Annotated in this window: 9 protein-coding genes; 6 read left to right on the forward strand and 3 right to left on the reverse strand. The window is 73.4% G+C overall.

Going from position 1 to position 14,400, the window contains the following annotated elements:
• Nucleotides 1-81: 81 nt before the first annotated feature.
• The 3 genes from ACFYOV_RS00460 to ACFYOV_RS00470 form a co-directional block, all read right to left on the reverse strand.
• On the reverse strand, nt 82-1,545 hold the full coding sequence (locus ACFYOV_RS00460) for a glutamate synthase subunit beta (protein WP_389080905.1): 1,464 nt from the start codon (nt 1,543-1,545) through the stop codon (nt 82-84).
• Nucleotides 1,538-6,133 carry a glutamate synthase large subunit gene (gene gltB, locus ACFYOV_RS00465; protein ID WP_389082399.1) on the reverse strand — a complete coding sequence of 1,532 codons (4,596 nt, stop codon included), beginning with the start codon at nt 6,131-6,133 and terminating at the stop codon, nt 1,538-1,540. The genes ACFYOV_RS00460 and gltB overlap by 8 nt, the downstream gene beginning before the upstream one ends.
• Nucleotides 6,134-6,507: 374 nt before the next feature.
• On the reverse strand, nt 6,508-7,239 hold the full coding sequence (locus ACFYOV_RS00470) for a VIT1/CCC1 transporter family protein (protein WP_389080907.1): 732 nt from the start codon (nt 7,237-7,239) through the stop codon (nt 6,508-6,510).
• A gap of 259 nt (nt 7,240-7,498) precedes the next feature.
• On the opposite strand from ACFYOV_RS00470, the gene ACFYOV_RS00475 reads away from it, so the two are divergent.
• From ACFYOV_RS00475 to ACFYOV_RS00500, 6 genes are read left to right on the forward strand one after another with little or no spacing between them, the layout of a single operon-like run.
• Nucleotides 7,499-8,500 carry an ADP-ribosylglycohydrolase family protein gene (locus ACFYOV_RS00475; RefSeq protein ID WP_389080909.1) on the forward strand — a complete coding sequence of 334 codons (1,002 nt, stop codon included), beginning with the start codon at nt 7,499-7,501 and terminating at the stop codon, nt 8,498-8,500.
• Nucleotides 8,497-9,777 carry an ADP-ribosylglycohydrolase family protein gene (locus ACFYOV_RS00480; RefSeq protein ID WP_389080911.1) on the forward strand — a complete coding sequence of 427 codons (1,281 nt, stop codon included), beginning with the start codon at nt 8,497-8,499 and terminating at the stop codon, nt 9,775-9,777. Before ACFYOV_RS00475 ends, ACFYOV_RS00480 begins: the two co-directional genes overlap by 4 nt.
• A gap of 8 nt (nt 9,778-9,785) precedes the next feature.
• Entirely contained in the window at nt 9,786-10,967 is a 1,182-nt protein-coding gene (locus ACFYOV_RS00485; protein WP_389080914.1) for an ADP-ribosylglycohydrolase family protein, read from the forward strand.
• The gene (locus ACFYOV_RS00490; RefSeq protein WP_389080916.1) at nt 10,955-12,319 is read left to right on the forward strand and encodes an ADP-ribosylglycohydrolase family protein; all 1,365 of its coding nucleotides are present in this window, start codon (nt 10,955-10,957) and stop codon (nt 12,317-12,319) included. The genes ACFYOV_RS00485 and ACFYOV_RS00490 overlap by 13 nt, the downstream gene beginning before the upstream one ends.
• Nucleotides 12,316-13,542, forward strand: coding sequence for a CaiB/BaiF CoA transferase family protein (locus tag ACFYOV_RS00495; protein WP_389080919.1), 1,227 nt, complete (start codon nt 12,316-12,318; stop codon nt 13,540-13,542). Before ACFYOV_RS00490 ends, ACFYOV_RS00495 begins: the two co-directional genes overlap by 4 nt.
• Nucleotides 13,539-14,369, forward strand: coding sequence for an HpcH/HpaI aldolase/citrate lyase family protein (locus ACFYOV_RS00500; RefSeq protein WP_389080922.1), 831 nt, complete (start codon nt 13,539-13,541; stop codon nt 14,367-14,369). The genes ACFYOV_RS00495 and ACFYOV_RS00500 overlap by 4 nt, the downstream gene beginning before the upstream one ends.
• The last annotated feature ends 31 nt before the right edge of the window (nt 14,370-14,400 follow it).

Genomic DNA, 14,400 nt, shown 5'->3' on the forward strand with positions numbered 1-14,400 from the left:
GGGCAGGCGCCACCTGTGTTCCGTACGCCTTTGTACGGGACGTGTGTGAGGGACCGTCAGGTCACCTGGGGGTGCGGACCGTCAGACGGTCAGCGCGCGGTCGGTCGGGCGGATCGGCGCCGGCAGGTCGCTGGCGCCGGTCAGGAAGCGGTCGCAGCCGCGGGCGGCCGAGCGGCCCTCCGCGATCGCCCACACGATGAGCGACTGGCCACGGCCGGCGTCACCGGCGACGAAGACGCCCGGCACGTTGGTCTGGAAGTCGGCGTCGCGGGCGATGTTGCCGCGCTCGTCGAGCTCCAGGCCGAACTGCTCGACCAGGCCGTTCTCCCGGTCGGTGCCGGTGAAGCCCATGGCGAGGGTGACCAGCTGAGCCGGGATCTTGCGCTCGGTGCCGGGCTTCTGGGTCAGCTTGCCGTCGACGAACTCGACCTCCACCAGGTGCAGCCACTGGACGTTGCCGTCCTGGTCGCCCTCGAAGTGGGTGGTGGAGACGGAGTAGACCCGCTCACCACCCTCCTCGTGGGCGCTGGTGACCTTGTAGAGCATCGGGAAGGTCGGCCACGGCTGGGAGACCGCGTTCCGCTCCTCCGTCGGACGGGGCATGATCTCCAGCTGCGTGACGGAGGCCGCGCCCTGGCGGTGGGCGGTGCCCACGCAGTCGGCACCGGTGTCACCGCCGCCGATCACGACGACGTGCTTGCCCTCGGCCGAGATCGGCGGGGAGACGTAGTCGCCCTCCTGCACCTTGTTGGCCAGCGGCAGGTACTCCATGGCCTGGTAGACGCCCTTGAGCTCGCGGCCCGGCACCGGCAGGTCGCGCGCGGTGGTGGCGCCGACGGCCAGGACGACGGCGTCGTACCGCTTGCGCAGCGCGGTCGCCGGCATGTCCCGGCCGATCTCGATGCCGGTGCGGAACTTGGTGCCCTCCGCGCGCATCTGCTCGATACGGCGGTTGATGTGCCGCTTCTCCATCTTGAACTCGGGGATGCCGTAGCGCAGCAGGCCGCCGATGCGGTCCGCGCGCTCGTACACCGCCACCGTGTGGCCGGCCCGGGTCAGCTGCTGGGCGGCGGCCAGGCCCGCGGGGCCCGAGCCGACGACCGCGACGGTCTTGCCGGACAGGCGCTCCGGGATCTGCGGGGCGACGTCCCCGGTCTCCCACGCCTTGTCGATGATCGAGACCTCGACGTTCTTGATGGTGACCGGCGGCTGGTTGATGCCCAGCACGCACGCCGACTCGCACGGGGCGGGGCACAGCCGGCCCGTGAACTCCGGGAAGTTGTTGGTGGCGTGCAGCCGCTCGGAGGCGGCGGCCCAGTCCTCGCGGTAGGCGTAGTCGTTCCACTCGGGGATCAGGTTCCCCAGCGGGCAGCCGTTGTGACAGAACGGGATGCCGCAGTCCATGCACCGGCTGGCCTGCTTGCTGATGATCGGCAGCAGCGAGCCGGGGACGTAGACCTCGTTCCAGTCCTTGACGCGCTCTTCGACGGGGCGGGTCTTGGCGACCTCACGGCCGTGGTTCAGAAAGCCCTTCGGATCAGCCATTGATCGCCGCCTCCATCATCTTCTCGTGGGTCTCGGACTCGGAGAGACCGGCTCGCTCGGCGGCGTCCTTGGCGGCGAGCACTGCCTTGTACGTGCTGGGGATGATCTTGCTGAAGCGCTCGACCGCGGTGTCCCAGTCGGCCAGGAGCTTCTCGGCGACGGTCGAGCCGGTCTCCTCCCGGTGGCGGCGGACCACGTCGTGCAGCCACTGCCGGTCGGTGTCGTCCAGCGCCTCGATCGCGTCGAGGTTGCCGGCGTTGACGTTGTCGCGGTCGAGGTCGATGACGTAGGCGACGCCGCCCGACATGCCGGCCGCGAAGTTGCGGCCCGTCTCGCCGAGCACGACGGCGTGACCGCCGGTCATGTACTCGCAGCCGTGGTCGCCCACGCCCTCGGAGACGACCAGCGCGCCGGAGTTGCGGACGCAGAACCGCTCACCGGTCCGGCCGCGCAGGAACAGTTCGCCGCCGGTCGCGCCGTACGCGATGGTGTTGCCCGCGATGACGCTGTACTCGGCGAGGTGGTCGGCGCCCCGGTCCGGGCGGACCACGATCCGGCCGCCGGACAGGCCCTTGCCGACGTAGTCGTTGGCGTCGCCCTCCAGGCGCAGCGTGACACCGCGCGGGACGAAGGCGCCGAACGACTGGCCGGCGGAGCCGGTGAAGGTGATGTCGATGGTGTCGTCGGGCAGGCCGGCACCGCCGAACCTCTTCGTCACCTCGTGGCCGAGCATGGTGCCGACCGTGCGGTTGATGTTGCGGATGGCGACCTGGGCGCGCACCGGCTGGGCGTCGTCCGCGCTGGGGGCGGCGAGGGCGTCGGCGGCGAGCTTGATCAGCTCGTTGTCGAGCGCCTTCTCCAGCCCGTGGTCCTGGGCGACGACCTGGTGGCGGACGGCGCCGTCGGGCAGCTCCGGCACGTGGAACAGCGGGGCCAGCTCGAGGCCCTGCGCCTTCCAGTGGTTCACCGCGCGGGTGACGTCGAGGACCTCGGCGTGGCCGACGGCCTCCTCGATGGAGCGGAAGCCCAGCTCGGCGAGCAGCTCGCGGACCTCCTGGGCGATGAACTGGAAGAAGTTCACCACGTACTCGGCCTTGCCGGAGAACCGGTCGCGCAGCACCGGGTTCTGCGTGGCGATGCCGACCGGGCAGGTGTCCAGGTGGCAGACGCGCATCATGACGCAGCCGGAGACGACCAGCGGCGCGGTGGCGAAGCCGAACTCCTCGGCGCCGAGCAGCGCGGCGATGACGACGTCGCGGCCGGTCTTCAGCTGGCCGTCGGTCTGCACGACGATGCGGTCGCGCAGGCCGTTCAGCAGCAGGGTCTGCTGGGTCTCGGCAAGGCCGAGCTCCCAGGGGCCGCCCGCGTGCTTCAGCGAGGTCAGCGGGGACGCGCCGGTGCCGCCGTCGTGGCCGGAGATCAGCACCACGTCCGCGTGCGCCTTGGACACACCCGCCGCGACGGTGCCGACGCCGACCTCCGAGACCAGCTTGACGTGGATCCGCGCCTGCGGGTTCGCGTTCTTGAGGTCGTGGATCAGCTGGGCCAGGTCCTCGATGGAGTAGATGTCGTGGTGCGGCGGCGGGGAGATCAGGCCCACGCCGGGCGTCGAGTGCCGGGTCTTCGCCACCCACGGGTAGACCTTGTGGCCGGGCAGCTGGCCGCCCTCGCCGGGCTTGGCGCCCTGGGCCATCTTGATCTGGATGTCGTCGGAGTTGACCAGGTACTCGCTGGTCACACCGAAGCGGCCGGAGGCGACCTGCTTGATGGACGAGCGGCGCGCCGGGTCGTACAGGCGCTCCGGGTCCTCGCCGCCCTCACCGGTGTTGGACTTGCCGCCCAGCTGGTTCATGGCGATGGCGAGGGTCTCGTGCGCCTCCTGGGAGATGGAGCCGTACGACATGGCGCCCGTGGAGAACCGCTTGACGATCGCGGAGACCGGCTCGACCTCTTCGATGGGGACCGGCTCGCGGTCCGAGGTGAAGCCGAAGAGCCCGCGCAGCGTCATCAGGCGCTCGGACTGCTCGTTCACGCGCTCGGTGTACTTCTGGAAGATGTCGTAGCGGCCGGTGCGCGTGGAGTGCTGGAGGCGGAAGACCGTCTCCGGGTCGAACAGGTGCGGCTCGCCCTCGCGGCGCCACTGGTACTCGCCGCCGATCTCCAGCGCGCGGTGCGCGGGGGCGATCCCGGAGGCGGGGTAGGCCTTGGCGTGGCGGGCGGCGACCTCCTGGGCGACGACGTCGATGCCGACTCCGCCGATCTTGGTGGCGGTGCCGTTGAAGTACGTGTCGACGAAGCCCTGGTCGAGACCGACGGCCTCGAAGACCTGGGCGCCGCGGTAGGAGGCGACGGTCGAGATGCCCATCTTGGACATGACCTTCAGCACGCCCTTGCCGAGGGCGTAAATCAGGTTGCGGATGGCCTGCTCGGGCTCGATGCCGGGCAGGAAGGTGCCGGCGCGGACCAGGTCCTCGACCGACTCCATCGCCAGGTACGGGTTGACGGCGGCGGCGCCGTAGCCGATGAGCAGGGCGACGTGGTGGACCTCGCGGACGTCACCGGCCTCGACCAGCAGGCCCACCTGGGTGCGCTGCTTGGTGCGGATGAGGTGGTGGTGGACGGCCGCGGTGAGCAGCAGCGACGGGATCGGCGCGTGCTCCGCGTCCGAGTGCCGGTCGGACAGGACGATCAGGCGGGCGCCGTTGTCGATGGCGGCGTCGGCCTCGGCGCAGATCTCCTCGATGCGCGCGGCGAGGGCGTCGCCGCCGCCGTGCACCCGGTACAGGCCGGACAGGGTCGCGGCCTTGAAGCCGGGCATGTCGCCGTCGGCGTTGATGTGGATGAGCTTGGCCAGCTCGTCGTTGTCGATCACCGGGAAGGGCAGCACGACGGAGCGGCAGGAGGCCGCGCTCGGGTCGAGCAGGTTGCCCTGCGGGCCGAGCGAGCTGCGCAGGGAGGTAACCAGTTCCTCGCGGATCGCGTCCAGCGGCGGGTTGGTGACCTGCGCGAACAGCTGGGTGAAGTAGTCGAAGAGCAGGCGCGGGCGCTCGCTCAGCGCGGCGATCGGCGAGTCGGTGCCCATGGAACCGATGGGCTCCGCACCGGCCTTGGCCATCGGCGCGAGGATGACACGCAGTTCTTCCTCGGTGTAGCCGAAGGTCTGCTGGCGGCGGGTGACCGAGGCGTGGGTGTGCACGATGTGCTCACGCTCGGGCAGGTCGCCCAGCTCGATCTCGCCGGCCTCCAGCCACTCGGCGTAGGGCTTCTCGGCGGCGAGCTGGGCCTTGATCTCGTCGTCCTCGATGATGCGGTGCTCGGCGGTGTCCACCAGGAACATGCGGCCGGGCTGGAGGCGGCCCTTGCGGACCACCTTCGCGGGGTCGATGTCGAGGACGCCGACCTCGGAGCCGAGGACGACGAGGCCGTCGTCGGTGACCCAGTAGCGGCCGGGGCGCAGGCCGTTGCGGTCGAGCACGGCGCCGACCTGGGTGCCGTCGGTGAAGGTGACGCAGGCGGGGCCGTCCCAGGGCTCCATCAGCGTGGAGTGGAACTGGTAGAAGGCGCGCCGGGCCGGGTCCATGGAGTCGTGGTTCTCCCACGCCTCCGGGATCATCATCAGCACGGAGTGCGGCAGCGAGCGTCCTCCGAGGTGGAGCAGTTCGAGCACCTCGTCGAAGGACGCGGAGTCCGAGGCGTCGGGCGTGCAGACCGGGAAGATCCGCTCCAGGTCCGTGGAGGCGCCGAACAGGTCGGAGACCAGCTGCGACTCGCGGGCGACCATCCAGTTGCGGTTGCCCTTGACGGTGTTGATCTCACCGTTGTGCGCGACGAACCGGTACGGGTGGGCGAGCGGCCACGACGGGAAGGTGTTGGTGGAGAACCGGGAGTGCACGAGCGCGATCGCGGACGCGAAGCGGCGGTCGGACAGATCCGGGAAGAAGGGCTCGAGCTGGCCGGTGGTCAGCATGCCCTTGTAGACGATGGTCCGCGCGGACAGCGACGGGAAGTAGACGCCCACCTCGCGCTCGGCGCGCTTGCGCAGCACGAACGCCCTGCGGTCGAGGTCGATGCCCTTGCCGACCCCGTCCGTGACGAAGATCTGCCGGAACACCGGCATCGTCGAACGGGCGGTGGCGCCGAGGAGTTCGGGGGCGACCGGCACCTCGCGCCAGCCGAGGACGGTCAGGCCCTCGGCGGCGGCGACGGTCTCGATCCGCGCGACGGCGTCCTCGGTGCCGTCCTCCGGCAGGAAGGCGATGCCGACGGCGTAGGCACCGGCCTCGGGCAGTTCGAATCCGGCCACCTCGCGGAAGAAGGTGTCGGGGACCTGGGAGAGGATGCCCGCTCCGTCGCCGGAGTCGGGCTCGGAGCCGGTGGCGCCGCGGTGTTCCAGGTTGCGCAGGACGGTGAGGGCCTGCTCGACCAGGGTGTGGGACGCCTCGCCGGTGAGGGTGGCGACGAAGCCGACGCCGCAGGCGTCGTGCTCGTTGCGGGGGTCGTACATACCCTGCGCAGCAGGGCGAGCATCCATGAAGGACCAGTTCTGGCCATTCGCGGAGTGCTGGGACGGCTGGCGCGGCGTACGCATCGGCTCTCCCGTCGTCGTCATGTGGCATGTGCAAGTGCCGAGGGACGACGTTGGCCCTCTGCGTAGGTGCGAAATTTCGTGCAGGTTACATGATGGAGTGGTTCTCGGGAACCGGGATACTCCGTTCCATCATGCGGACACCGCACGGGGCGCGGCGGGGGTCGCGCGCCTGGCGGCGGAAGCTGTGGGGGACCGAGCGGGACAGATCGGTGTCCGGTCGGCCCGTCAGGGCGGGAAGGGCTTCGTCGCCCCTCCTGCGGGCGCGCCGCAGGCCTCATTGCCCACAGCGCTTACGGCTCATGCCCGGTGGTCATGCGGTCGAAACCAGCGAGTAACGACTACTTATGCGGTCCGACGCATAAGTCCGAGCCCACTCATCCTACGGCCGTTCCGAACAGTGTGCCCAGGGCGTAGGTCACACCGGCGGCGGCACCGCCCAGGGCGAGCTGCCGCAGGCCGCTGTACCACCAGGTCCGGGCGGTCACCCTGGCGACCACGGCACCGCACAGGAAGAGCCCGAGCAGGGCCACCAGCACGGCCGGCCACAGGCTGCTCGCGCCCAGCAGATAGGGCAGTACGGGGAGCAGGGCACCCAGCGCGAAGGAGCCGAAGCTCGAGACGGCGGCCACGGCGGGCGAGGGCAGGTCACCGGGGTCGATGCCCAGTTCCTCGCGGGCGTGGATCTCCAGGGCCTGCTCGGGGTCCTTCGACAGTTGCCGGGCCACTTCGCGGGCGAGCTTGGGCTCGACGCCGCGGGCCTCGTACAGCGCGGCGAGCTCGGCCTCCTCGTCCTTGGGATGCTTGCGCAGTTCACGCCGCTCGACGTCCAGTTCGGCCTCGACCAGCTCGCGCTGGGAGGCGACGGAGGTGTACTCGCCGGCGGCCATGGAGAAGGCTCCGGCGGCCAGGCCGGCGAGGCCGCTGAGCACAACGGTCTGCTGGCCGACCGACCCTCCGGCGACGCCGGTCATCAGGGCGAGGTTGGAGACAAGTCCGTCCATCGCGCCGAACACCGCGGGGCGCAGCCAGCCGCCGTTGACGTCCCGGTGGGTGTGGTTGTCGCGGTGCGCCTCGTGAAGCGCCGCCTCGGTCTCGATGATGGCCATCGCGTCCCCCCAGGGAAACTAGTTTGGACGGGTTCTATTTTTTGACCACACCAAACCTATGCCTCGCCGGAGCCCTCCGCCAGCAAGGAAAGGCTGCGCTAACCTGCGGTTTTGCAGGCTTCGCCCGGTTGTGTAGATGGTCGCACACCGGTCGACCGGGTGACGCTGAGGCGTGTCAGGCTGCGCCGCGGGCCGCGCCGGGGACAGTTCCGCAAAGGGCCTCGCGCCTCTCGGGGCGCCCCTGAGAGGAGAGCCGCGTATGGCTTCGACCGCCTGCATGTCCTCCGTCCCGGTGCCCGGCGGCGCCGCACTGCGCGAACGGGCGCGCGGCGCACTGCTCGGCCTGGCGGTCGGCGACGCGCTGGGCGCCCCGGCGGAGAACCTGAAGCCCTCGGAGATCCGCGCCAGATGGGGCCGCATCACGGGGTACGTGGCACAGCACCCCGCGGGCACGGACGACACCGAGTACGCGATCTTCTCCGGTCTGCTGCTGGCCCGGCACGGTTCCGCGCTGAGCCCGGCGCACGTCGAGGCCGCCTGGCACGAGTGGATCGCCGACCGTGCCGAGGGCCCCTTCCGCGGGGCCGGATTCAGTGAGCGCGGCACCCTGGAGAACCTGCGCCGGGGACTGGCCGCCCCCGTATCCGCCCAACACCGACACGCCTGGAGCGACGGGCTGGCGATGAGGGCGGCGCCGCACGGCGTCTTCGCGGCCGGGCGCCCCGCCGAGGCGGCCCGGCTGGCGGCGATCGACGGCTCGGTCAGCCACGACGGCGAGGGCATCCACGGCGGGCAGGCGGTCGCGGCGGGCGTCGCCGCGGCGATGGCCGGGGCACCGCCGGTCGCGGTGGTCGCCTCGGCCCTGGCCGTCGTACCGGAGGACTCCTGGACCGCCCGCTCGCTGCGCCGCGCGGTCACCGCGGCCCACCTCGGCGAGCGCGCGGTCCGCTCGGCGGTGGTGATCGGCGGCTACCCCTGGACCGACCTGGCACCCGAGGCGGTCGCCCTCGCCTTCGGCGCGTACGCGGCGGCCGACGGCGACTTCGAGGCATCGGTGCTGATGGCCGTGAACATGGGCCGGGACGCCGACACCACGGCGGCGGTGGCGGGCGCCCTGGCCGGCGCGACCCACGGCGCCTCGGCGATCCCGGCCGCCTGGGCGGCGGCCATCGGTCCCGCCCGCGGCACCTGCCTGCCCGCCATGGCGGGCCACCACGTGCTCGGCGTGGCGGACCTGCTGACCCCGGAGGTGACGCCGTGACGGCACTGGGCGAAGCCGCACCGGCACCGGTCGCGGCACCACCCGCGCCAACCGACGGCGAGAGCGCCCCGCAGGGGCTGCCCGCACCCCACGACGAACACACGGACGGGGCGGACGGGGGCACCAGGGCCGACGGCAGGCCCGAGGCCGCGCACCGCCCCACTCCCCGCCGGGTGGAGGGCCTCCTCCTCGGCCTCGCCGCGGGCGACGCCGCCGGCTGGCCCGCCGCCCGCCACCGCGCCGCCCGCATGCCCGAGTGGACCCGCCGCCTCACCCGCGAACTCGACACCTTCGCCGAGCAGAACGCCACCACCACGCTCCCCGTCCCCATCGCCCTGAACCAGTCCCCCGAGCCCCTGCGCCTCGGCCCCTCCGACGACGCCGAGTGGGCGGCGTTCGCCGCCGAGGCCATGCTGCTCGCCGGCGACGACGGAGCGCTCGGCGACCTGAGCCGCGAGCGCCGCACGAGAGCCGCGATCGACCTCACCTGGAACGCCGCCGCCGCGGAGGTCGCCGCGGCGGCCCAGCGCGCTCCCGAGATCGAGTCCGCGGTGCTCCCCCTGCGCGCCCGCATCTCGGTGCGGGCCGGGCTCGGCAACCTCGCCACCGGTCTGCGCCCTCCCGCCACCGGCCACGACAATCCGCACTACTTCGACGACGCCGCCTGCGTCCGGGCCTGCGTGCTGGCCGTCGCCCACCCCGGCGACCCGGGGGGCGCCGCCGCCCTGGCCGAGTTCGACGCCCGCTACACCCAGGACGGCGACGGCGTGCACGGTGCCCGCGCCATGGCCGCCGCGGTGGCGCTCGCACTGGCCGGCGCGGACGTGCACGCCTGCGTGGCCGCCGCGCTCGCCGAACTCCCCGCGCAGACGGAGATCGGCCGCAACGCCCGCCACGCGCTGACGCTGGCCGCCGCCGCGGAGTGCGCCTTCGCGCTGGTCCCGCCGCTAGAGCACCAGATCGTCGACCACGTCTACAGCTACGGCGTCGCCGCCGCCGAGACGGTCCCCGTCGCCCTCGCCCTGGCGACCGCCGCCCAGGGCCGGATCGCGCAGGCGGTTCCCGCGGCGGCCTGCCTGTCCCGGGTCGCGGACTCCGCGCCCGCCCTCACCGGCGCCCTCACCGGCGCGCTCGGCGGCGGCGCGGCGATCCCCCGGTCCTGGCGGGAGAGCTGCCGGACCCTCTCCGGCTGCGCGCTGCCCCGGCTCACCGGGACGGACCTGGTGGAACTCGCCGGGCTCCTGGAAGCCGCACAGTCGGCCCCACCCGGAGGATGATGCGGGGCATGACGCGCAAAGAGCAGCAAAACGGGGAACGGGGGCTCCCCCTGGCGGAGCGGATCACCGGAGCGCTGGTCGGCGCCGCGGTCGGCGACGCCCTCGGCGGGCCGGTCGAGGGGTACTCCCCCGAGCAGATCGTCGAACGCCACGGAGGCCGGGTGCACGGCATCGTCGGCCCCTGGCACGGAGACGCCTGGCGCACCGCCCGCCCCGTCGCCCCGTACCACAAGGGCGACGGCCACGTCACCGACGACACGTTGATGACGCACGCGCTGGTCCGGGTGTACGGACGCGTCCGGGACCACCTGGACGCCTACTCCGTCGCCGACCACCTGGTCCCGGACCTGATGACCAACCCGCGGTGGATCCCGGAGCTGGAGGCGGAGGCACTGCCCCTGCAACGGATCTTCCTCGCGGAGAAGTGGCTGGTGGCCCGCCTGCACTACGGCCACGTCGACCCGCGTGAGGCAGGCACCGGCAACATCGTCAACTGCGGCGCGGCGATGTACACGGCCCCCGTCGGACTGGTCAACGCGGCCCATCCGCCCGCCGCCTACGCCGAGGCGCTCGACGTCGCGGGCGCCCACCAGTCGTCGTACGGCAGGGAGGCGGCCGGTGTGCTCGCGGCCGCCGTAGCGGCGGCGTGCGCGCCGGGGGCGAGCCCGGACTCGGTCGTCTCCGCCTGCCTGTCGCTGGCGAAGGACGGCACCCGCGCGGCCATCGAGCGGGTCTGCGAGGAGGCGTCCCGGCACACGGACTTCGAGTCGGCGCTGCGCCCGCTGCGGGAGGCGGTGGCCCCCTACGACACCGTGGGCCCCGACTACCGCGCCCCCTCCCTCGGCGCCCGCCGCCCGTCCCGGCTGCACTCCATCGAGGAGCTCCCCGTGGCCCTGGGCATGGTGGTGGTGGCCCGCGGCGACTTCCGGCACGCGGTGCTGGGCGCGGTGAACTACGGCCGCGACTGCGACTCCATCGCCACGATGGCGGGCGCGCTGACCGGTGCGCTGGGCTCACCCGTGCCGGACGACTGGGCGAAGACGGTCGCGGAGGCCAGCCGTCTCGACCTGTGGGCACCGGCGGCCACGCTCACCGAGGTGGCCCGCGAGATCTTCGCCCGCGACGTACGGCGCCGCCGCGCCCACGAGCGGGCGTTCGCGGAGCTGGGAGGCCCCGGATGCTCCGACTGACCTGGGTCCAGCCGGAGGATCTGATCGGCCATGAGCTGCGCCAGGCCGCCCAGGACGGCCGGGAGCCCTCGGCCGTCGCGGCCCGCTGGCGCGCGGCCGGCGGCCCCGAGGCCCCGCTGCGGGCGGGCGCCTCACCGCGTCCGGCCTCCCGCTACCTGCGGATGCTGGCCGAGGACCTGCTGGACGAACTGGCCGACCTGCCCAGCGGCCTCGCGGACGACGAGCCGACCGATCTGGCGCGGATCCGGGCCCTGTGCCCCGGCTGGCCGTCCGGGCCCGCCGCTCCCCCGCTCCCTCCCGGCCCGGAACGCCTCGAAGCGGCCTGGCTCGGGCGGGCCGTCGGCTGTCTGCTGGGCAAGCCGGTCGAGAAGCTCCCCCTGGACGGCATCCGCGCACTCGCCCGGGCCTCCGGCAACTGGCCCCTGACCACGTACTTCACCGCCCGCGGAGTCCCCGGTGAGCTGCTGGCCCGCCACCCCTGGAACCGCCGCTCCGCGGCCACCTCGCTCGTCGAGAACATCGACGGCATGCCCGAGGACGACGACCTCGACCACCCCCTCCTCGGTCTGCTCCTGCTCCAGCGGTACGGCCGGGACTTCACCACCACCGACCTGGCCCGCGTCTGGCTGGACGAACTCCCGGCCGGTCGCACCTTCACCGCCGAACGCGTCGCCTACCGCAACCTGCTCCGCGGTCTCGAGCCCCCGCACACCGCCCGCCACCGCAACCCCTTCCGCGAGTGGATCGGCGCGCTGATCCGCGCCGACCTGCACGGCTGGACCAACCCCGGCGACCCCGCCGCCGCGGCCGGGCAGGCCCACCGCGACGCCACGCTCAGCCACACCGCCAACGGCGTCTACGCGGCGATGTTCACGGCCGCCGTCATCGCCACCGCGACGACCGGTGACCACGACGTCCACGCCTGCCTGCGCACCGGCCTCACGGTCGTCCCGCCGCGCTCCCGCCTCGCCACGGCCGTCCGCCACGCCCTCGAACTCGCCCGCGTCCACAACGACTTCACCGCGGTCGTCGACGAACTCCACGCCGTGCACGCGGACCTGCACTGGGTGCACGCCGTACCCAACACCGCGCTGATCGCCGCCGCGCTCACCCACGCCGACGGCGACTTCACCGGCTCCCTCTGCCGTGCGGTGTCCGGGGGCTGGGACACCGACTCCAACGGGGCGACCGCGGGCGGCATCGCCGGTCTGCTCGCCGGCTCACCCGCGGCGCTCCCCGACCGCTGGACGGCACCGCTGAAGAACCGGCTGGCCACCTCCGTCGGCGACTTCAACGGCGTCGGCTTCGACACCCTGGCCCGGCTCACCCACCAGGAGGCCTCCCGCCCATGACCCGGCCCGATCCGACCGCCGCCTCCTCCTCCCCCGCCACCCCTCCGCTGGCCGGTCTGCGCGTCCTCGACCTCGCCACCCTCTTCGCCGGTCCGCTCGCCGCCACCCTGCTCGGCGACTTCGGCGCGGAGGTCGTCAAGGTCGAGCACCCCAGGAAGCCGGACCCCTCCCGCGGCCACGGCCCGTCCAAGGACGGCGTGGGCCTGTGGTGGAAGGTGCTCGGCCGGAACAAGCGCACCATCACCCTGGACCTGTCCCGGCCCGGCGGGCGCGCGACCCTGCTGCGCCTGGCCGCGACCGCCGACGTGATCATCGAGAACTTCCGCCCCGGCACCCTGGAGAAATGGGAGCTGGGCTGGCCGGAGCTGTCCGCCGTCAATCCCCGCCTGGTGCTGGTCCGGGTCACCGGCTTCGGACAGTTCGGCCCCTACGCGCACCGCCCGGGCTTCGGCACCCTCGCCGAGGCGATGAGCGGCTTCGCCGCGATCACCGGCGAGCCGGACGCGCCGCCCACCCTGCCGCCGTTCGGCCTGGCCGACTCCATCGCCGGACTGACCACCGCGTACGCGACCCTCACCGCGCTCGCCGGCCGCGACCGCACCGGCGAGGGACAGGTCGTCGACATGGCCCTGATCGAGCCGATCCTGACCGCCCTCGGCCCCCAGCCGACCTGGTACGACCAGCTCGGCCACGTCCAGCCCCGCACCGGCAACCGCTCCCAGAACAACGCCCCGCGCGGCACCTACCTCACCGCCGACGGCACCTGGGTCGCGGTCTCCACCTCGGCCCAGTCGGTCGCCGAGCGCGTGATGCACCTGGTGGGGCGCCCCGACCTCATCGACGAGCCGTGGTTCGCCACCGGCGCCGGCCGGGCCCGGCACGCCGACCTCCTCGACGAGGCGGTTGGCGGCTGGATCGCCGCACGCACCCGCACCGAGGTGCTGGCGGCGTTCGAGAAGGCGGAGGCGGCCGTCGCCCCCGTCCAGGACGTGCGGGACGTGATGGCGGACCCGCAGTACCGGGCCCTCGGCACGATCACCACCGTCGACGACCCCGAGCTGGGCCCGCTGCGCATGCAGAACGTCCTCTTCCGGCTCTCCCGCACCCCCGGCGCGATCCGCTGGGCGGGCCGGCCGCACGGCGCGGACACCGACGAGGTGCTGACCGAGCTGGGCCTGACCCCGGCCGACCTCGGCGCGCTGCGGGCGGAGGGCGCCCTGTGAGGGGCTTCCCCCTGACCTGGCTGTACGCCCCGGGCGACCGACCGCGGGCGGTGGCCAAGGCCCTGGCCGCCGGGGCCGACGTGGTGGTGGTCGACCTGGAGGACGCGGTGGCCCCGGACCGCAAGGCGTACGCCCGCGCGGCCACTGCCGAGTTGCTGCGGGACCCGCAGCCGGTGCCGGTCCACGTCCGCGTCAACGCCCTCTCCGGCCCCTGGGGCGAGGCGGACCTGGCCGCCGTCGCCGCGGCGCCCGGCCTGTCCGGCCTGCGGCTGCCCAAGGTCTGCGCCCCGGCCGACGTCGTCCGTGTCGCGCGGCGTGCCGTGTCCGCCCATGGCGGGACCCTCCCCCTGTACGCCCTGCTGGAGACGGCCCTCGGGGTCGAACGGGCCTACGCCGTGGCCACCGCCCACCCCTCCCTGCGGGGCATCGCCCTCGGCGAGGCGGACCTGCGGGCGGATCTGGGGCTGTGCGACGACGCCGGGCTCGTCTGGCCCCGCTCCCGGGTGGTCCTGGCGGCGCGGGCGGCGGGACTGGCCCCGCCCGCCCAGTCCGTCCACCCCGACATCCGGGACCTGGACGGCCTCACCGCCTCCTGCGCCCACGGCCGTGCCCTGGGCTTCCTGGGCCGTGCGGCGATCCACCCCCGCCAGCTCCCGGTGATCGAGCGGGCCTACCTCCCGACGCAGCGGGAGATCGAACAGGCGGAGACGATCCTCAAGGCAGCGGCCACGCACCGGGGCGCCCAGGCCCTGCCCGACGGCAGCTTCGTCGACGCCGCGGTGGTGACGGCGGCCCGGCGCACACTGGCCCTGGTCCGCAGGGGCTGACTCCCTGCCCCTCCGCTCCCCCCGGAACAGG

Origin of the sequence: Streptomyces sp. NPDC005931, from assembly GCF_042871235.1 — a bacterium.
Taxonomy (GTDB): domain Bacteria; phylum Actinomycetota; class Actinomycetes; order Streptomycetales; family Streptomycetaceae; genus Streptomyces.

Bases quoted from the DNA above. Each gene is read 5' to 3' on its own strand.
- ACFYOV_RS00485 (WP_389080914.1), top strand. From the start codon at position 9,786: ATGACGCGCAAAGAGCAGCAAAACGGGGAACGGGGGCTCCCCCTGGCG.
- ACFYOV_RS00475 (WP_389080909.1), top strand. From the start codon at position 7,499: ATGGCTTCGACCGCCTGCATGTCCTCCGTCCCGGTGCCCGGCGGCGCC.
- ACFYOV_RS00470 (WP_389080907.1), bottom strand. From the start codon at position 7,239: ATGGCCATCATCGAGACCGAGGCGGCGCTTCACGAGGCGCACCGCGAC.
- ACFYOV_RS00495 (WP_389080919.1), top strand. From the start codon at position 12,316: ATGACCCGGCCCGATCCGACCGCCGCCTCCTCCTCCCCCGCCACCCCT.
- gltB (WP_389082399.1), bottom strand. From the start codon at position 6,133: ATGCGTACGCCGCGCCAGCCGTCCCAGCACTCCGCGAATGGCCAGAAC.
- ACFYOV_RS00490 (WP_389080916.1), top strand. From the start codon at position 10,955: ATGCTCCGACTGACCTGGGTCCAGCCGGAGGATCTGATCGGCCATGAG.
- ACFYOV_RS00460 (WP_389080905.1), bottom strand. From the start codon at position 1,545: ATGGCTGATCCGAAGGGCTTTCTGAACCACGGCCGTGAGGTCGCCAAG.